Origin of the sequence: Methylocella sp., from assembly GCF_041905455.1 — a bacterium.
Lineage (GTDB): Bacteria > Pseudomonadota > Alphaproteobacteria > Rhizobiales > Beijerinckiaceae > Methylocapsa.
Map to the genome: position 1 here is coordinate 87203 of NZ_JAYRLA010000008.1, position 18780 is coordinate 105982.

14 protein-coding genes are annotated in these 18780 nt (G+C 70.7%); 7 read left to right on the forward strand and 7 right to left on the reverse strand.

What is annotated here, in order from left to right; all coding sequences use genetic code 11:
- Positions 1–38 precede the first annotated feature (38 nt).
- The 4 genes from ACE3OG_RS08710 to ACE3OG_RS08725 all read left to right on the forward strand — a co-directional run bounded on the left by ACE3OG_RS08710 (position 39) and on the right by ACE3OG_RS08725 (position 5724).
- Positions 39–737 carry a protein-L-isoaspartate O-methyltransferase gene (locus ACE3OG_RS08710; protein WP_374307687.1) on the forward strand — a complete coding sequence of 233 codons (699 nt, stop codon included), beginning with the start codon at positions 39–41 and terminating at the stop codon, positions 735–737.
- Positions 738–875: 138 nt separating this feature from the next.
- A complete protein-coding gene (locus ACE3OG_RS08715; protein WP_374307689.1) occupies positions 876–2318 on the forward strand; it encodes a TolC family outer membrane protein in 1443 nt (480 codons plus the stop codon).
- 122 nt (positions 2319–2440) lie between these two features.
- Positions 2441–2863 (forward strand): PopZ family protein, encoded by a 423-nt coding sequence (locus ACE3OG_RS08720; protein ID WP_374307691.1) that lies wholly within the window; start codon positions 2441–2443, stop codon positions 2861–2863.
- Positions 2864–3015: 152 nt separating this feature from the next.
- On the forward strand, positions 3016–5724 hold the full coding sequence (locus ACE3OG_RS08725) for a valine--tRNA ligase (RefSeq protein ID WP_374307693.1): 2709 nt from the start codon (positions 3016–3018) through the stop codon (positions 5722–5724).
- Positions 5725–5746: 22 nt separating this feature from the next.
- On the opposite strand, the gene ACE3OG_RS08730 is transcribed toward ACE3OG_RS08725, so the two are convergent.
- Complete coding sequence (locus ACE3OG_RS08730) at positions 5747–7078, reverse strand: Nramp family divalent metal transporter (RefSeq protein ID WP_374307832.1); 1332 nt, start codon at positions 7076–7078, stop codon at positions 5747–5749.
- Positions 7079–7287: 209 nt separating this feature from the next.
- On the opposite strand from ACE3OG_RS08730, the gene mntR reads away from it, so the two are divergent.
- Together mntR and ACE3OG_RS08740 are read left to right on the forward strand one after the other, a co-directional pair.
- Positions 7288–7728: a manganese-binding transcriptional regulator MntR gene (gene mntR / locus ACE3OG_RS08735; protein WP_374307834.1), complete on the forward strand. Its 441-nt coding sequence runs from the start codon at positions 7288–7290 to the stop codon at positions 7726–7728.
- Between the two features lie 696 nt (positions 7729–8424).
- A complete protein-coding gene (locus tag ACE3OG_RS08740) occupies positions 8425–9267 on the forward strand; it encodes a tetratricopeptide repeat protein (protein ID WP_374307695.1) in 843 nt (280 codons plus the stop codon).
- Positions 9268–9269: 2 nt separating this feature from the next.
- Here ACE3OG_RS08740 and xth read toward each other — a convergent pair whose 3' ends face one another.
- From xth to gltX, 5 genes are all read right to left on the reverse strand, one after another.
- Positions 9270–10046, reverse strand: a complete 777-nt coding sequence (gene xth, locus ACE3OG_RS08745; RefSeq protein WP_374307697.1) for an exodeoxyribonuclease III — start codon at positions 10044–10046, stop codon at positions 9270–9272.
- A 78-nt stretch (positions 10047–10124) separates the two neighbouring features.
- Positions 10125–10931, reverse strand: coding sequence for a class D beta-lactamase (gene blaOXA, locus ACE3OG_RS08750; RefSeq protein ID WP_374307699.1), 807 nt, complete (start codon positions 10929–10931; stop codon positions 10125–10127).
- Positions 10928–12178, reverse strand: coding sequence for an FAD-dependent monooxygenase (locus ACE3OG_RS08755; RefSeq protein ID WP_374307701.1), 1251 nt, complete (start codon positions 12176–12178; stop codon positions 10928–10930). Before ACE3OG_RS08755 ends, blaOXA begins: the two co-directional genes overlap by 4 nt.
- Before the next feature lie 130 nt (positions 12179–12308).
- A complete protein-coding gene (gene gltA / locus ACE3OG_RS08760) occupies positions 12309–13598 on the reverse strand; it encodes a citrate synthase (protein ID WP_374307703.1) in 1290 nt (429 codons plus the stop codon).
- A 255-nt stretch (positions 13599–13853) separates the two neighbouring features.
- Positions 13854–15275: a glutamate--tRNA ligase gene (gene gltX / locus ACE3OG_RS08765; protein ID WP_374307705.1), complete on the reverse strand. Its 1422-nt coding sequence runs from the start codon at positions 15273–15275 to the stop codon at positions 13854–13856.
- 230 nt (positions 15276–15505) lie between these two features.
- On the opposite strand from gltX, the gene ACE3OG_RS08770 reads away from it, so the two are divergent.
- Positions 15506–17860, forward strand: coding sequence for a ComEC/Rec2 family competence protein (locus ACE3OG_RS08770; RefSeq protein WP_374307707.1), 2355 nt, complete (start codon positions 15506–15508; stop codon positions 17858–17860).
- 129 nt (positions 17861–17989) lie between these two features.
- On the opposite strand, the gene lexA is transcribed toward ACE3OG_RS08770, so the two are convergent.
- Complete coding sequence (gene lexA, locus ACE3OG_RS08775) at positions 17990–18688, reverse strand: transcriptional repressor LexA (RefSeq protein ID WP_374307709.1); 699 nt, start codon at positions 18686–18688, stop codon at positions 17990–17992.
- Positions 18689–18780: the final 92 nt, after the last annotated feature.

Here is an 18780-nt window from a genome sequence, read left to right on the forward strand (position 1 = left end):
AAACTGCTGCGTCGAAGCAGCGGCGAGGTGAGAACGACATGCTTGACGGCGCCACGGAAGCCCCGGCCGATCCCTGGAGCGAATTGCGGCGCACCATGGTCGATCGTCAGATCAAGACGTTCGACGTCACCGACGCCGCCGTCCTCTCCCGCATGCTTGAGGTTCCGCGCGAGCGTTTCCTGCCGCGCGAGCTCGCGCCGCTCGCCTATTCCGACGCCGCCCTCGATCTCGAGGGAGAGAGCGGGAGGGCCCGCCGCCTGCCGCCGCCGCTGGTGCTCGCGCGGCTCATCCAGGGCGCGCGCGTCGAGCCCTCCGACAAGGCTCTGGTCGTCGCCGCCGCGTCCGGCTACGCCGCCGCGCTGCTCGCCGGCCTCGCCAAAGAGGTCGTCGCGGTCGAGTCCGACGCCGTCCTCGCCGCGCGATGCCGCGACAATCTCGCCGCCGCCGGCGTCGCGAACGCCCGTGTTCTGGAGGCGCCGCTGGTCGCCGGCGCGCCGCTCGCCGCGCCCTTCGACGTCATCCTCGTCGACGGCGCGGCCGCCGCCAATCTCGGCCCGCTCCTCGACCAGCTCGCCGACGGCGGCCGGCTGGTCACGCTGCTGCAGACGCCCGAGGGGGCGTGCGTCGCGACCCGCTTCGAGAAATCGGGCGGCGCGATCGGATCGCGCGCCCTGTTCGACGCCGCTCATCCGGTCCTCGACGCCTTCCGCGCCGCGGAGAGCTTCACCTTCGCGTGACGGCATGCGTGACGTTCCGCGCATGGTGAAACGCGCGCCGGGCGGCGACGCGCCCTTGGGGCCTGACGCGTTCGCGCGAATCCGTTCAAGAGAGGACGCGCCGGGCGCCCGGACGCGTCAAGAAATAGGAAACGAAGCGTGTCCGAGGCGTCTTGCATATCAGGCCCCGCCGACCTCAAGCGTCGGGCGCGGGCGCTGAAGGGGCCTCTCCCCGCCGCGGGGCTCGTCGCCGCGCTCGGTGTCTGCGCGCTCGCCCTCGGCGCGCCGCAGGCGCGCGCCGAAAGCATGTCGAGCGCGTTGTCGCGGGCCTATGTCGGCAATCCCGACCTCAACCAGCAGCGCGCCGGCGTGCGCGCCCAGGACGAGAATATTCCGCGCGCGACCGCCGGGTGGCGTCCGCAGGCCTCGGCGGGCGCGCAGATCGGCGCGAACTATCTCGACTTCCGCCAGTCCGGCGGTCGTCTGCATGGCGTGACCGCGCCGAGCAACATCGGCATCAGCGTCCAGCAGAACGTGTGGGACGCCAACCGCACGCTGAACTCGGTGCGGCAGGCCGAATCGGGCGTCTTCGGCGCGCGCGAGGACTTGCGCAACACCGAGCAGAACGTCCTGCAGAACGGCGCGACCGCCTATATGAACGTGCTGCGCGACACCGCCGTGCTGGAGCTGCGCCGCAACAACATCACCGTCCTCGAGGAGCAGCTGCGCCAGACGCGCGACCGCTTCAACGTCGGCGAGGTCACCCGCACCGACGTCGCGCAGGCGGAGGCGAGCCTCGCCAATTCGCGCTCCGAATATTTCACCGCGCAGGCGCTGCTGCAGAACAGCATCGCCAGTTTCCGCCAGGTCATCGGCGTCGAGCCGACGCGGCTCGAGCCCGCCCGCACCATCGAGGCGCTGCTGCCGAAGTCGCAGGGCGCGGCGGTGGATCTCGCGCTCGCCGAGCATCCGGCGATCCAGGGCGCCCTGCACAACGTCGACGCCGCCGAAGCGCAGGTCAAGGTGATCGAGGCCCAGCTCTACCCGAGCCTCGCGGTCGTCGCGAGCTCGCAGCGCTACACCGATTATCAGGGCACGCGCAACGCGACCCTCGTCAACCACCAGATCGTCGGCCAGCTCACGGTGCCGATCTACACCGGCGGCTCGGTCGACGCCCAGGCGCGCCAGGCCAAGGAGCAGCTGACGCAGGCGCGCCTCGTCGCCGACCTGCAGCGCGACGCCGTGCGCGCGGCGGTCGTCTCGAGCTGGGGCCAGCTCGACACCTCGCGCGCGGTGATCCAGTCGGCCAAGGCGGCGGTCCGCGCCGCCGAGATCGCGCTCGAGGGCGTGCGCGAGGAGGCCAAGGTCGGGCAGCGCACCACCTTCGACGTGCTCTATCAGCAGCAGGTGCTCCTCAACACCCGCGTCAGCCTCGTCACCGCGCAGCGCGACCGCGTCGTCGCCTCCTATGCGGTGATGGCGGCGATCGGCAAGCTCTCCGCCGCCAACCTCAGCCTCAACGTCGCCGAATACGATCCGACGATCCATTTCCAGCAGGTCAAGGACAAATGGATCGGGCTGCGCACGCCCGACGGGCAGTGAGGAAGACGGCGCAGGCGCTTGCCAGCGCGCTTGCGGGCGCCTAACCTTTCCCGGCAGCGCCCGTCGCCGAGTCGGCGGAGCGAAAGGGCGGAAGGCCCGTCCAGTTGGAGAGCGCCAGGGCCATGACCGCAGCCCATTCCGCCGAGGCCGCCGCGGCCGACGAGGCCATCGCCGACGAGGCGGACGCGCCGGAGTCCTCCATGGAGGATATTCTGGCCTCGATCCGCCGCATCATCGCCGAGGATCAGGCCCTGTTCGCGGCCGACGAGGCGGCGCGCGGCTTCGACGCCATGGACGCGTCGCGGGAGCCGGAGGCCGCGCCGCCGCTCGTCTCGCCCGCCGCCGCCGCGAGCGTCGGAGAGGCCTTCAACACGCTCGTCGCCGCGCGCTTCGTCGACAATTCCGACGCGATTCTCGCCATGACGCGCGAGGCGTTGCGCCCGCTCCTCGCCGCCTGGCTCGACGAGCGCCTGCCGCCGCTCGTCGAACGTCTCGTGCGCGAGGAGATCGCGCGCCTGGCGTCGCCTGGACGGCGGGGCGCCTGACGGGCCGCAGGCTGGAGCGCGCGGCCTGAGCTTCTCCCTCGCCGCTTGCCTTTTGCGCCGCCGTGGGCCATCGCTGGCGGCCGGCGGCGCTCTCGACGGCGCCCGTCCAATTGCGCGGAAAAATCCGCGCCGACCCCGATGAAACGACGCTCATGATGGACAAGACTTTCGATCCGGGCGCGGTCGAAGGCCGCGTCGCCGCGCTGTGGCGGCGGACGCAGGCCTTCCGCGCCGGGCGCCCCGACCGCGCCGGCGGAAAACCCTTCTCGCTGGTCATCCCGCCGCCCAACGTCACCGGCTCGCTGCACATGGGCCACGCCCTCAACGCGACGCTGCAGGACGCGCTCGCCCGCTACCGCCGCATGCGCGGCGACGACGTGCTGTGGCAGCCGGGCACCGACCACGCCGGCATCGCCACGCAGATGGTCGTCGAGCGTCGGCTCGCGGCCGACGGCGAGCCCGGCCGGCGCGTCCTCGGCCGCGCGAAATTCCTCGAGCGCGTGTGGGAGTGGAAGGCGGAGTCGGGCGGCGTCATCGTCGAGCAGCTGAAGCGCCTCGGCGCCTCGTGCGACTGGTCGCGCGAGCGCTTCACCATGGACGAGGGGCTCTCGAAGGCCGTCGTCAAGGTGTTCGTCGAGCTCCATCGCGCCGGGCTGATCTACCGCGACAAGCGGCTCGTCAACTGGGACCCGCGCCTGCTCACCGCGATCTCCGACCTCGAGGTCGCGCAGATCGAGACGCAGGGCCATCTGTGGCGCTTCAAATATCCGGTCGGGGACGCCGAGGGCCGCGAGACCGGCGCGTTCGTCACGGTGGCGACGACGCGGCCCGAGACCATGCTCGGCGACGCGGCGGTCGCCGTGAATCCGGATGACGCGCGCTACCTTCATCTGCACGGCGCCCGCGTCCGCCTGCCGCTCGTCGGCCGCCTCATCCCGATCGTCGCCGACGCCTATTCCGATCCCGAGAAGGGGACCGGGGCGGTCAAGATCACGCCGGCGCACGACTTCAACGATTTCGAGGTCGGCCGGCGCCACGGACTGCCGCTCATCAACGTCTTCGACGCCGAGGCGCGCCTGCAGCTTCACGGCAACGAGGCCTTTTTGCGCGACGCTTCGCCCGAGGAGGAGACGCTTCGCCTCGACGGCTCGTTCCGCGAGGCCGCGCGCGAAAGAATCGTCGAGATGATGGAGGCGCGCGGCCTGCTCGAGGGCGTCGACGCGCATCCGCACATGGTCCCGCACGGCGACCGCTCGGGCGTCGCCGTCGAGCCGTGGCTCACCGACCAGTGGTACGTCGACGCCAGGACTCTGGCGAAGCCGGCGCTCGAGGCCGTGCGCGAGGGCCGCACGGCGTTCCATCCGCGGAACTGGGAGAAGACCTATTTCGACTGGCTCGAGAACATCGAGCCGTGGTGCGTCTCGCGCCAGCTGTGGTGGGGCCACCAGATTCCCGCCTGGCGCGCGCCGGACGGGAAATTCTTCGTCGCCATGGACGAAGCGCAGGCGCAGACGCAGGCCGACGCCCATTACGGCGCGCCGACGCCGCTGAAGCGCGACGAGGACGTGCTCGACACCTGGTTTTCCTCGGCGCTGTGGCCGTTCTCGACGCTGGGCTGGCCGGACAAGACGCCGGAGCTCGAGCGCTACTATCCGACGAGCGTGCTCGTCACCGGCTTCGACATCATCTTCTTCTGGGTCGCCCGGATGATGATGATGGGGCTCCATTTCACCGGCGAGGTCCCCTTCCGCGACGTCTATCTCCACGCCCTCGTGCGCGACGCCAAGGGCGCCAAGATGTCGAAGTCGAAGGGCAACGTCATCGACCCCATCGAGCTCGTCGACGAATATGGCGCGGATTGCCTGCGCTTCGCCCTCGCGGCGATGGCCGCGCAGGGGCGTGACGTCAAGCTGTCGAAGGAGCGCGTCGAGGGCTACCGCAATTTCGCGACGAAGATCTGGAACGCCGCGCGCTTTTCCGAGATCAACGGCTGCGCCCTCGTTCCCGGCTTTGATCCGCGCGGCGTGAAGGAGACGCTGAACGCCTGGATTCTCGGCGAGGCGGCGCGCGCCGCGTCCGAGGTCGAGGAGGCGCTCGAGGCCTATCGCTTCAACGACGCGGCGGGGGCCGCCTACCGCTTCGTCTGGAACGTCTTCTGCGACTGGCATCTTGAGCTGGCCAAGCCCCTGCTGCAGGGCGAGGACGGGCCGGCCAAGGACGAGACGCGGGCGACGACGGCCTTCGTCTTCGACCAGATCCTGAAGATCCTGCACCCCTTCATGCCCTTCCTCACCGAGGAGCTGTGGGCGCAGAAGGCGCCGCCCGGCGCGCCGCGCGCCGCTCCGCTCGCGCTCTCGGCGTGGCCGGACCTCAAGGGGCTGGAGGCGCCGCAGGCGGAGGCCGAGATCGGCTGGCTCGTCGAGCTCATCTCGGAAATCCGCTCCGTCCGTTCGGAGATGAACGCCCCGGCCGGCGCGCAGATGCCGCTCGTGCTTGTCGCGCCCTCGCCCGAGGTCGAGGCGCGGGCGCGCCGCTTCGACGAGACGCTGCGCCGCCTCGCGCGGCTCTCCGGCGTCTCCTTCGCCGCCGAGGCGCCGCCGGAGTCGGCGCAGGCGCTCGTGCGCGGCGAGCTCGCCGCGCTGCCGCTCGCCGGCGTCATCGACTTCGCCGCCGAGAAGGCGCGCCTCGCGAAGGAGATCGGCAAGAGCGAAACGGAGGCGAAGAAGCTCGCGGCCAAGCTCGCCAACGCCGATTTCGTGGCGCGCGCGCCGGAGGAGGTCGTCGAGGAGAACCGCGAACGCCTCGCCGAGGCGCGCGCGCGGGCGGAAAAACTGGCCGGCGCGCTGGCGCGGCTGGGGTAAGCGTCCACCCCCGGCGAAGGCGTCAGCCCGCGCCGGTCGCGGCGTCGAAGATAAGCTTGAGATTCAGCGCGATGATCGCGGCGGCGATGGCGTAGGCCGCCGCGCTGGTGAGCCAGGGCGCCTTGAGCTCCCCCATCCATTTGCGCGAGGCGGTGAGGATCACGAGCGGCGTGACGGCGAAGGGCAGGGCGAGGCTCAACATGACCTGGCTGGCGATAAGCAGGTTGTTGGTCGAGCTCTCGCCGCCGAGATAGATGACGATGATCGCCGGGACGATGGCGATCGAGCGCGTCAGCAGGCGGCGCGCGACCGGATTGAGGCGCAGCCGCACGAAGCCCTCCATCACGATCTGTCCGGCGAGCGTCGCCGTCAGCGTCGAATTGAGGCCGCAGGCGATCAGCGCGACGGCGAACAGCTTGGCCGCCAGCGCGCTGCCGAGCAGCGGCGCGATGAGGTTGTAGGCGTCCTGCAGCTCGGCCACCTCGATGTGGCCGTGCGCATGGAAGGCGGCCGCCGCGAGCAGCAGGATCGAGGCGTTGACGAGCAGCGCGAACATGAGCGCGATCGAGGAGTCGAGCACCGCGAAGCGGATCGCGCCGCGCCGCTCCTCGAGGCTCGTGCCGACGGCCCGCGTCAGCACCGCGCCCGAATGCAGGTAGAGGTTATGCGGCATCACCGTCGCGCCGAGGATGCCGAGCGCGATGTAGAGCATCTGCTGGTCGGTGAACAATGCGCGCGTCGGGATGAGCCCGCGCGCCGCCTCGCCGATGTCGGGGCGCGACAGCACGAGCTCGACGGCGAAGCAGGCGGCGATGAGGATCAGGAGCGAGACGACGAAGGCCTCGAGCTTGCGGAAGCCGAAGCGCATGAAGGCGAGCACGAGGAACGCGTCGAAGGCGGTGAGCAGCACGCCGACGCCCATCGGAATCCCGAGGAGAAGCTCGAGGCCGATCGCCGTGCCGATGACCTCGGCGAGGTCGGTGGCGACGATCGCCGCCTCCATGATCAGCCAGAACAGCATGGCGAAGAGCTTCGGCAGCGCGTCGCGGCAGACCTGCGCAAGGTCGCGGCCGGTGGCGAAGGCGAGCCGGGCGGAGAGCGCCTGCAGCACGATGGCCATGAGGCTCGACAGTACGGCGACGAACAGGAGCGCCGCGCCGAAGCGCGAGCCGCCGGCGAGCGCGGTCGCCCAGTTGCCCGGATCCATGTAGCCGGTGGCGACGAGATAGCCGGGCCCCGCGAACGCCATGAACCGCCGCAGCCGCGCGCCGGCCGAGGGGCCGGCTGGCGGCAGCGCGACGCTGCCATGCGCCGCGCCGAGAGAGGCATGGTCTGCGCTCGGCGGGGTCCACAGGGAAAATCCGGAATTCAGCTGATCCTGGAGCGCCGCTTTCGTCACCACGCCTGTCCTTCCGCGCGAGGAGTTGCTACATGATATAGCCTTGGCTACAGATTTATGTAGCCAAGGCTACAAAAATGTCAAAAGGCCGCATCTTGCGGCCGACGCAGGAGGCCGACATGGGCGCGAAGGGCTTCGCATCGGGCGCGGCGGAAGCCGCAGTCATGGCCGTCGATTCGGCGCTGCCCGGGGAGGACGAGCAGGCGCGCCGCTTCGAGAAGGCGCGTCTGGCGCAGGCGGGCGCGCTGCTCGAGGACTACGTCGAATTGATCGACGATCTGCTGCAAAGCGGAGGCGAGGCGCGCCCGACGGACGTCGCGCGGCGGCTCGGCGTGTCGCACGCCACCGCGATCAAGAGCATCGCCCGGCTGAAGCGCGAGGGGCTCGCGACGTCGAAAGCCTACCGCGGCGTCTTCCTCACGGCGGCCGGCCGCGCCCTCGCCGCCAGGGCGCGGGCGCGTCATCGCCTCGTCGTCGACGTTCTCGTCGCCGTCGGCGTGCCGCGCGCCTGCGCGGAGCTCGACGCCGAAGGCATGGAGCATCATGTCTCCGACGCGGCGCTCGAGGCGTTCTCACGCTTTCTTAAGAGCTCACGCGAAAATTGATCGGCGTCGCCGTTGCGGCGCCGTAAAGCGGGCGCGATCGGCGGGCATCAGCGTGGCGACGAGCCGGCGCGGACCGCGCCTTCCAGATGTGCCTTTTCGATCACAAGAGGAAAGTTCTTGTTCTGACGAGGCGCTTCAAGAAAAAGGTTACTTCTCAAAATTATAAAACTCCGCGATCCTATGTTGCGCTCGCGTCGGAAAGGGTCGGCCGGCGACGCGCGCTCTGAAGTTGAATGTTTGCGCATGACTTACTCATGCAGTCGGGCGGCGGTTGAACGACAAGGTTGTGGGTGAGAACCCAAGTAGTTTCGGCGTAGTCGTCGGGCCGGACGCGAGCGGCCGACGGACCCGCCGGCGCGAACTGGCCCTTCCCTTCAGCGGATGACCCTTCCCGTCGCGCGCGGACGCTGTCCGTGTCGCGCGGCGTGCGACGCGTGTGAGAAAACGCACTTTTCCCGGCGCGGATCGTTCCTATGTCAATAGGCGCGGCTTCACGGTGGGAGAAGGCGAAGCGCGCGGACCGTCGGTCGGTTCGCGGGCAAGCCGGGCGCGAAATAATTTTCTTCGCGCTGGCGCCAAAACGCCGTTCGCCGCGTTCCTGCATAAGGAACGCGGCGGTTGAATATGGCCCGCGTTTTTTCTGTTTCGGATCCTCGGCTGATGTCGAAAGCGTGGCGAATCGGAGCGGCGGCGCTCATGGGACTGGCGGTCAGCCTGCCCCTGCCGTGCGTGCGCGCCTTCGGCGGCGCTCTCCTCGCCGGACCCGATCTCGCCGCGGCGACGGGTTCCGCGGCGCCGGCGGCCATTCCCGATCGCGGCGCGGTCTCCCGGTTCGGCACGCCGCGCGCGGCCCTCGTCGCCGGCCTTGAGGACTTTCGCGCCGGCGCGTCCGATTCGGCCATCGCCGCCCTGAAGTACGCCGCGGCCGGCGGCGAGACGCTCGCCCGGTGGAAGCTCGCCACCATCTATGCGGCGGGCGAGGGCGTGCCGCACGACGACCTCAAGGCTTATGAGTATTTCTCGCAGATCGTCGAGAATTACGACGAGGACGGGCCGAACTGGCGCGACCGCTCGCTGGTCGCGAACGCCTTCGTCGCGCTCGGCGCCTACAGCCTGAGCGGCATCGAGGCGAGCAAGGTCACGCCCGATCCGGCCCGCGCCCTCGCGCTGTTCAAATACGCCGCGGCCAATTTCGGCGACTCGACGGCCCAGTACCGGCTCGCCCGCATGTATCTCGAAGGCGCAGGCGGGGACAAGGATTCCCGTCAGGGCGTGCGCTGGCTCTATCTCGCCGCCGACAAGGGGCACGTGCAGGCGCAGGCGCTGCTCGGGCGCATGCTGTTCTCGGGCGAGGAAGGGTTGCGTCCGGACCACGCCCGCGCCCTGATGTGGATGACCCTCGCGCGGGAGGCGACGACCGATTCGGCCAAGGACGCCTGGATCGTCGACCTCTACGACAAGTCCCTCGCCGCGGCCAGCGAGAGCGAGCGCCAGACGGCGCTCGCCTATCTCGAGGACCATCTGAAGCGCCGCAACTAGCCTCAGCGCAGCTCGACGATCAGCGGGACATGGTCGGACGGCCTGTCCTCGCCGCGTCGCGTGCGGTCGACGCTGGCGTCGACGAGGCGGTCGGCGGCCTGCGGCGAGAGCAGCGCGTGGTCGATGCGCAGGCCCCTGTTCCTCCGCCACGCGCCCGCCTGATAATCCCAGAACGTGTAGATCCCGGCCTCCTCGCTCGTCGCGCGCAGCGCGTCGACGAAGCCGAGGTTGAGGAGCGCGCGAAAGCGCGCCCGCGTCTGCGGCGAGCCGAGCGCGTCATGCGCCCACAGGACCGGATCGTAGCAATCCTCGTCGGCCGGGATGACGTTGTAGTCGCCGGCGAGGACGAGCGGCTCCTCGAGCTTCAGGAGCGCGCGCGCATGGGCGGTCAGCCGGTCCATCCAGGCGAGCTTGTAGGCGTATTTGTTGGAGTCGGGCGGATTGCCGTTCGGCAGATAGAGCGAGGCGACGCGCACGGCGGCCCCGTCATGGGGAACGACCGCCTCGATATATCTCGCCTGCTCGTCGAGAGGGTCGCCCGGCAGCCCGCGGACCGTCTCGATCGGCGCCCTGGACAGGATGGCGACGCCGTTGAAGCCTTTCTGGCCGTGGACCGCGACATTGTAGCCCGCCGCCTCGACCTCGGCGTGCGGGAACGCCTCGTCGACGCATTTGATCTCCTGCAGGCACACGACGTCGGGCGCGCGCTCCTTGAGGAAGCGGACGAGATGGTCCGCGCGCTGGCGCGCCGAATTCACGTTCCAGGTGGCGATCCGCACGCTGTCCTCTCGCCAAGACGCGCCCGACGCGGGGCGCGGGGTCGAGCGTCCTCACCTATCCCAGAATCGGGGCCTCGGCTATGGGTCGCGGCGCGTCGCCGGCTTCCCGCCGTCCCCGGCGAAGCCGGCCAGTTCGGCCAGAAGGCCGTCGCGCGCCTCGGCGGCGGCGACCGCGGCCGACGGCGCTTCGACGCGCGTCGGGCGCGCGAAGACGACGCAGCGTCCGTCCTTTTCCGCCCAGCCGACGAACCAGCCGAAGGAGCGGTCCGCCGCGCCGCGCGGCTGGGCGCCGCCGGTCTTGCCCCTGACGCTCCATCCGCCGGCCGCGGCGAACGCCGGAACGATCTCCATGGCGCGCCGCTGCGCCTGCGGCGAGGCCGGCAGGGCGAGCTCGAGCAGCGCGCGCAGGAAGCGCGCCTGCCCGGCGGGAGAAATCGCGAGCGAGGAACCGAGCCAGGCCTGCGTCAGCCCGTCGCGCTTCTCCGGGTCGCCGGAAAGGTCGCGGTTTCCGTAGTCGAACGCGTCGACGTAGCGCGTCAGCCGCTCGAGGCCGAGCGCGCGCGTCAGCTTCTGCGAATACCAGACGACGGAATTGAGCATCCAGTACGTCGGGTCGACGTCGGCGCGCCAGCTCGCGCGGGCGGCGGCGTATTCGGGGCGGTAGGGCCAGACCGGCTGATGCGCGTCGACCAGAATTCCGACGTCGTAGCCCATGACGGCCAGCGCGATCTTGAAGGTCGAGGCCGGGCTTTCGCGCGTCGCGCAATCTCCGTCCTGATGGAGAATCGCGCCGTCCTGCGTCTCGACGAGCGTGCAGACCGGCGCCGCGGCGGCGCTCGTCGAAAGCAGGCCAGCGCACAAAAGCGCGACGGCGCGTCCGGTCATCGCGCGCCCGCCCGCGGCTCCCTCACGGGCTGCGGCGCCTGCATCAGGCGCGGCAGGGCGCCATGGGTCAGCACGCCTTCGCGCATCAGCGCGCGGCGCAGCGGGCCGAGCGCCGCGAAGGCGGCGAAGCCCGCTCCGCGCAGGAGATCGACCGGCGCGAAGGCGCTGAGAAAGGAGCGGTTCAGGAGGTCGACGCCATGGGCGCGCAGGCCGACGTCGCCGCGCCGCGCGCGGTCGTAGGGCTCGAGCGTCAACGGGGAGCCGACGTCCTGCCCCACCGCGCGCGCGTCCTCGACCGCCTCGACCAAGGCGGCGACGTCGCGCAGGCTGAGGTTGAGCCCCTGCGCGGCGAGCGGCGGAAAGACATGCGCCGTCTCGCCGACGAGGGCGACGCGCGGGCCGCACAGCTTCGGCGCGATCATGCCCGCCATCGCGAAGGCGCCGCGCGCGCCCTCGATCGTCATGCCGCCGAGCAGCGATCCGACCTGCGCCTCGACCTCGGCGGCGAGCTCCGCGTCCGAAAGGGCGGCGCGCCGGCGCGCCTCGTCGTCCTCCATCAGCCAGACGAGGCTGGAGCGGAACGGGGCGCCCTCTCGCGGCGCGAGCGGCACCAGCGTGCAGGGCCCGGCGCGGGTGTGGAATTCGGTCGAGGTCGAGCGGTGCGGCTTCTCGTGCGCAAGGAGCGCCGTCAGCGCGGTCTGGGGATAGCGCCAGGCGCGCGCCTCAAGGCCCGCGCGGCTGCGGATCAGCGAGGCGCGCCCGTCGGCGGCGACGACGAGGGAGGCCTCGACGCGCTCGCCGTCCGCGAGCAGGACCTGCGCCTCGTCCGGCCCGAACGAGGCGTCCGCGACCATCGTCTCGCGCAAGGAGAGGCCGGGCGTCGCGCGCGCGGCGCGCTCGAGCTCCTCGACGAGGACATGGTTCTCGACGTTCGCGCCGAAGGCGGAAAGGCCGATCTCGGCGGCCGCGAAGGCGAGCGTCGGCGCCTTGAAACGCGAGCCGGTCGCGTCGATCATGGCGATGCGGGCGATCGGCGCGGAGCGCGCCTTGAGCGTCGGCCACAGGCCGAGCGCCCGGTAGAAGCGCAGCGAAGCCTCGAACAGCGCCACGGTGCGTCCGTTCGCGCGCCGGTCGAGCCCGCCGACGCAGACGACCTCGAAGCCGGCGCGGGCGAGGGCGAGGGCGGAGGAGAGGCCGGCGGCTCCCGCTCCGGCGACGAGGATGTCGGTCTTTCGCGCTGGCGCCATGCTGCCCTCCGGCCCGGACCTTAGACCATTCGCCCGGAAAGTCGCGATGGTTTTCGGGGCGGGCGAAGGCGCGGCGAAAAAAAGCCGGCGCGTTCGAGCGCCGGCGGATGTTCGTCGAGGCTGCGCCGCCTCAGCGCTTGCCGAGCTCGACGTAGTCGCGCTGCGCCGCGCCGGTGTAGAGCTGGCGCGGACGGCCGATCTTCTGGCCCGGGTCCTCGATCATCTCCTTCCACTGCGCGATCCAGCCCGAGGTGCGCGCCACCGCGAACAGCACGGTGAACATCGACACCGGGAAGCCCATCGCCTTGAGGGTGATGCCCGAGTAGAAGTCGATGTTCGGATAGAGCTTCTTCTCGACGAAATATTCGTCCGAGAGGGCGATGCGCTCGAGCTCCATGGCCACGGCGAGCAGCGGGTCGTTCTTGAGGCCGAGCTCGTTCAGCACCTCGTGGCAGGTCTCCTGCATGATCTTCGCGCGCGGGTCGTAGTTCTTGTAGACCCGGTGGCCGAAGCCCATGAGGCGGAAGGGATCGTTCTTGTCCTTCGCCCGGGCGATGAATTTCGGAATGTTCTCGACCGCGCCGATCTCCGTCAGCATCTTCAGCGCCGCCTCGTTGGCGCCGCCGTGCGCGGGCCCCCACAGGCAGGCGACGCCGGCGGCGACGCAGGCGAAGGGATTGGCCCCCGACGAGCCGGCGAGACGCACCGTCGAGGTCGAGGCGTTCTGCTCGTGGTCGGCGTGCAGGATGAAGATGCGGTCGAGCGCGCGGGAGAGCGTCGGGCGGACCTTGTACTCTTCGGTCGGCACGGCGAAGCACATGCGCAGGAAGTTTGAGGAATAATCGAGGTCGTTCTTCGGATAAACGAACGACTGGCCGATCGAATATTTATAGGCCATCGCGGCGAGCGTCGGCATCTTGGCGATGAGCCGCATGGAGGCGACCATGCGCTGCTTGGAGTCGGAGATGTCGGTCGAATCGTGATAGAATGCGGAGAGCGCGGCGACGGTCGCCGCCATCACCGCCATCGGATGGGCGTCGCGGCGGAAGCCCTGGAGGAAGCGCGCCATCTGCTCGTGGACCATGGTGTGGCGCGTGATGCGGCGGTCGAAGTCGCGCTTCTGGTCCGCGGTCGGCAGCTCCCCGTAGAGCAGCAGGTAGCAGGTTTCGAGGAAGTCGCCGTACTCGGCGATCTGGGCGATCGGATAGCCGCGGTAGAGCAGCACGCCTTCGTCGCCGTCGATATAGGTGATCTGCGATTCGCAGCTCGCCGTGGAGGTGAAGCCCGGATCGTAGGTGAACATGCCGGTCTTGGCGTAGAGCTTGCCGATGTCGACGACCGCCGGGCCAATCGTTCCGGTCTTGACCGGCAATTCGACGCTCGCGCCGTCGACGGTGAAAGACCCGCTGGATGCGCTCATGAAGGATGCCTTCCGCTGATAAGGGAGATCGGTCGACCGATCTTCATGTAGAGACAAGAGGGGCGACGGGTCTGAACAACCTCTGACTTTACGCCGCCGGCTTCCTATCCCAAGCCAAGCAGGCGTTCAAGCGAACTCATCGCTCCGCAAAGCGGGCGAAACCTGCGCCAGGTCGGCGCGAAATGCTGTAGTTCTTTCCGGCTAGCGCCAGAGCGTTTGGGCCGCGTCGCACGCAAGAAACGATCCACGCCGCGCTCAGGCCGCCTGGTCCTCCAGCCGTCCGACGCTCTCATCCCGGCCGAGCGTCGCCAGCACGTCGAAAATTCCGGGCGAGGTCCCGCGCCCGGTCAGCGCCGCGCGCAGCGGCTGGGCCACCTCGCCAAGCTTCAGCTTCTCGGCCCTGGCGTAGTCGCGCACGGCCTGCTCGGTCGAGGCCGCCGACCAGTCGTCGAGCGCCCTGAACATGGGCAGCACGCCGGCGACATGGGCGCGCGCCGCGTCGGTCAGGATCGCCCGCGCCTTGTCGTCGAGCGGCAAGGGCCGGCGCGCGAACAGGAATTGCGCCCCGTCGAGAAGCTCGACCAGGGTTTTCGCGCGCTCCTTGAGGCCTGGCATCGCGGCGAGCAGCTTGCCGCGCATCCGCGCGTCGAGCTTGCCCGCGATCTCGTCGCCGCCCGGCAGGAAGGGCAGCGTGGCCTCGAGCGCGGCGAGCAGCTCGCCGTCGGGCGTCGCGCGCATGTAATGGGCGTTCATGTTCTCGAGCTTGGCGAAGTCGAAGCGCGCCGCCGAGCGTCCGACGTGGGCGAGATCGAAGGCCTCGACCATCTCCTGCGTCGAGAAATATTCGCGGTCGCCCTGGCTCCAGCCGAGCCGCACCAGATAGTTGCGCAGCGCCGCGGGCAGGAAGCCCATGGCGCGGTAGGCGTCGACGCCGAGCGCGCCATGGCGCTTCGAGAGCTTCGCGCCGTCGGCGCCGTGGATCAGCGGGATATGCGCCATCTTCGGCGCCGTCCAGCCGAGCGCGTCATAGATCTGCATCTGGCGCGCGGCGTTGGTCAGATGGTCGTCGCCGCGGATGATCTGGGTCACCCCCATGTCGTGGTCGTCGACCACCACCGCGAGCATGTAGGTCGGCGCGCCGTCCGAGCGCAGCAGCACGAAATCGTCGAGGTCCCGGTTGGCCCAGCTGACCTTGCCCTGCACCTCGTCCATCACCACCGTCTCGCCGTCCTGCGGCGCCTTGAGGCGGATGACCGGCTTGACGCCGGCGGGCGCCTCGCTCGCCGGGCGGTCGCGCCAGCGCCCGTCGTAGCGGGGCGGGCGCCCTTCCGCCCGCGCCGCCTCGCGCATCTCGCCGAGCTCCTCCGGCGTCGCGTAGCAGTGGTAGGCCCGGCCGGCGGCGACGAGGCTTTCGGCCACCTCGCGGTGGCGGGCGGCGCGGGCGAACTGATAGACGGTTTCGCCGTCCCACGAGAGGCCGAGCCAGGCGAGCCCGTCGATGATCGCGTCGATCGCCTCCTGCGTCGAGCGCTCGCGGTCGGTGTCCTCGACGCGCAGCAGCATGCGTCCGCCCCCGTGGCGCGCGTAGAGCCAGTTGAACAGCGCCGTGCGCGCGCCGCCGATATGAAGGAAGCCGGTCGGGGAGGGCGCGAAGCGGGTGACGGGAGGCGTCGACATGGCGGCGTTTGCTACTCCAGGTGGGCGGCGCGCGGCGCGACGCAGGCGGGGCGTGCGGCGGAACGTGTTAAGCGCTTATTTTTTCGCTCATATCAAGGGCTGAAGCGGAGCCGGCCCTTTTGGCCGCGCGCGCGTCATGTAACATAGGCGCGCGAAAAAGGCAGGGCGTCGGCCTTCGTCCTTTCGCGCCGGGCCGCCGGGGCGGCGCGAAGAGGCCGAGAGACATTCCGTTGAGCGGTCCCCTCGACGCATCATGGACCGGGCCGGCCGCCGCTCCCGCGCGGCTTTCCGGAGCCTTCCCGCTCAAGCTCGCCCTTGGCGCCCGGCGGGCGCTGGCGCAGGCGTTCGAGGCCGAATGCGCGCAGCGCCGCCTGTTCCTGTGGCTGCCCGTCGTCGCCGGCGCCGGCGCGGTCGCCTATCTCACCGCGGATCGCGAACCGCCGGTCTGGCTTCTGGCGTGTTTCGCGCTGGGGTTCTGCGCCCTCGCCGTCGCGGCGCGCGGGCGACGCCTTCTGTTCATCGCCTTCTGCGCCGGCGCCGCCCTGTTCGCGGGCGAGCTTTCGGCCGCCTGGCGCGCGGCGCGCGTCGGCGCGCCGACGCTGACCCGCACGAGCGTCGCGACGCTCGAAGGCTTCGTCGAGCAGATGGACCTGCGCCGCTCCGGCGCGCGATTCCTGCTGCGCGTCGAGCGGATCGAGGGGACGGCGCCGCAGGCGACGCCCCGCCGCGTGCGCCTCACCCTGCGCCGGGCGCCGCCGTTCGAGGCGGGCGCCTATGTCCGGCTGAAGGCGCGCCTCTCGCCGCCGGCGCGCGCGAGCCTGCCGGGCGGCTATGAATTCGCCCGCGACGCCTGGTTCGCCGGGATCGGCGGCGTCGGCAATGTGCTGGGACGCGTCGAGACGACGGCGCCGCCTGCGCCGCCCGGCCTGCTCCTGTCCGCGGCGATGGCGCTCGACCGCGCGCGCAACGCGCTCTCGCGCCGCGTCGACGCGGTGGTCGGCGGCGACGCCGGGGCGATCGCCGCGGCGATGGTGACCGGCAAGCGCGACCTTCTCTCCGAGGAGGCGCGCGAGACCATCCGCGAAGCTGGCATTTTCCACATCATCACCATCTCCGGCGTGCAGATGACGCTGGTGGCGGCGATCTTCTTCGTCGGCCTGCGCCGGGCGCTGGCGCTCGTCCCGGGCCTCGCGCTGCGCTGGCCGATCAAGAAATGGGCGGCGCTCGCCGCCATGGCGGGGGCGCTCGCCTACGACCTTTCCACCGGCTCGCGCGTCGGCACCGAGCGCGCCCTCGTCATGACGCTGATCATGCTCGGGGCGGCGCTGTTCGACCGGCAGGCCCTCACCATGCGCAACCTCGCCTTCGCGGCGCTCTACGTCGTCGCCTTCGAGCCCGAGGCGATCCTTGGCGCGAGCTTCCAGCTCTCCTTCGCCGCCGTCGCCGCGCTCGTCGCCGTCTACGAGGGACGCATGGCGGCGCGCGCCGAAGCCTTCGAGAGCGCGCGCGCCCTGAAGGCCGAGCCGGTCAGGGGCGAGGCCGCGCGCGAGGTCTGGCGGGCGTTGCGCGAAAGGCTCGCGCACGGGCCGGGCGGCGTGCTGTTCGCGACCTTCTGCGCCACCGCGGCGACGACCTCCTTCATGGCGGCGGGTTTCCACGAGTTCAGCCCCTATGTCCTCATCGGCAATCCGCTGACGCTGACCGTCATCGAGTTCTTCGCCGTGCCCGGCGCCTTGCTCGGGACGCTGCTCTATCCGCTCGGCCTCGACGCGCCGGTGTGGCGCTTCATCGGGCTCGGCGTCGACGCGATCATGCATGCGGCGCGGCTGATCGGCGCGCTGCCCGGCTCCAGCGTCAATCTGCCGGCCTTCGCGCCCTGGGCGCTGCCCTTCCTCGCCCTCGCCGTTTTGTGCGCGACGTTATGGCGCACGCCGGCGTTCAGGCTGCTCGCCTTGCCGCCGCTCGTCGTCGGGCTCGTCGGCGCGGCGTCAGGTCCGCGCTTCGACCTCCTCGTGTCGCCGGGCGGCGACGCCCTCGTCTATCGCGAGGCGGAGGGGCGCCTCGTCGCGCTCGCCGGGCGGCCGAACCTGTTCTCGATCGAGCAGTGGCTGCGCGCGGACGCCGACGGACGCCCGCCGCGGGAGGCGCTGCGCAAGGACTTCTGCGACAGGACGGCCTGCGTCGGGCGCCTCGCCGACGGCCGCATGGTCTCTCTCGTCCTGAAACGCGCCGCCTTCGCCGAGGACTGCGAGCGCGCCGACGTCGTCGTGACGCCGCTGTTCGCGCCGAGCGGCTGCGCCGCGCCGCTGGTGATCGACCGGGACGTCCTGCGCGTGAGCGGCGCGCTCGCCTTCCGCGGCGGAACGCGCGGGATCGAGCGCGTCGCCGCGCGCGCGCCGGAGGAGGACCGGCCGTGGTCGCCGGCGCCGCCGAGGCGCTGGGGCAAGGCGCAGCCTGCGCCGCAGCCGACCTTCGCTCCGGCCTCCGCCGAGCCCGCCGACGCAGGCGCGGCGCCCGACTGGCGCGAGGACGGCGCCGCCTCGCGCGAGGCTTCCGACGGCGACGACGGCTCGCCGCTCGAATAGCGCGCGCGGCCGGCGGGAAGCGAAAGTCTGGAGCGCGTTCAGCGAAATCCAGTTCGCCGAACGCGCTCTAGCTATTTGTTTAAACGCGTTTTCTCAACGCAAAAGTCTGCGACTTTTGGTGAAAACGCTCTAGTAGCGGCGGAAGAGCCCGACGAGCTTGCCCTGGATGCGCACGCGGTCCGGGCCGAAGATGCGGGTCTCGTAGGCGGGATTGGCCGCCTCGAGCGCGATTGAGGCGCCGCGCCGGCGCAGGCGCTTCAGGGTCGCCTCTTCGTCATCGATGAGCGCCACCACGATGTCGCCGGTCTCGGCCGTGTCCTGGCGGCGGATGACGACGGTGTCGGCTTCGAAGATGCCCGCCTCGATCATCGAATCGCCGCGCACCTCGAGGGCGTAGTGCTCGCCCTGCGGCAGCATCTCCGGCGGCAGGGCGATGGTGTGGCTGCGGTTCTGCAGCGCGCTGATCGGCGTGCCGGCGGCGATCCGCCCCATCACCGGGATGGCGACGATCTCGCGAGGCTCGTCCTCCCGGCTGGGCGCGGGGGCGCGCACGCGGCCGAGGTCGCCTTCGATCACGCTCGGCTCGAACCTGCGGCCGCGCGCTTCGGCGTCGCCGCCCGGCATGCGCAGCACCTCGATGGCGCGGGCGCGGTTCGGCAGCCGGCGGATGAAGCCGCGCTCCTCAAGCGCGATGATGAGGCGATGGATGCCCGACTTGGAGCGCAAGTCGAGCGCGTCCTTCATCTCGTCGAAGGAGGGCGGCACGCCGGTCTCCTTCATGCGCTCGTTGATGAAGCGGAGAAGCTCGCTCTGCTTTCTGGTCAGCATTCGGATCGCCCCGGCGCGCGCGAAACCTGCAATCTGGCGGCGCGCAAGGCGCGTCCACCGCGAATCGGTCCGCACAAAGAGTGAACAGACCT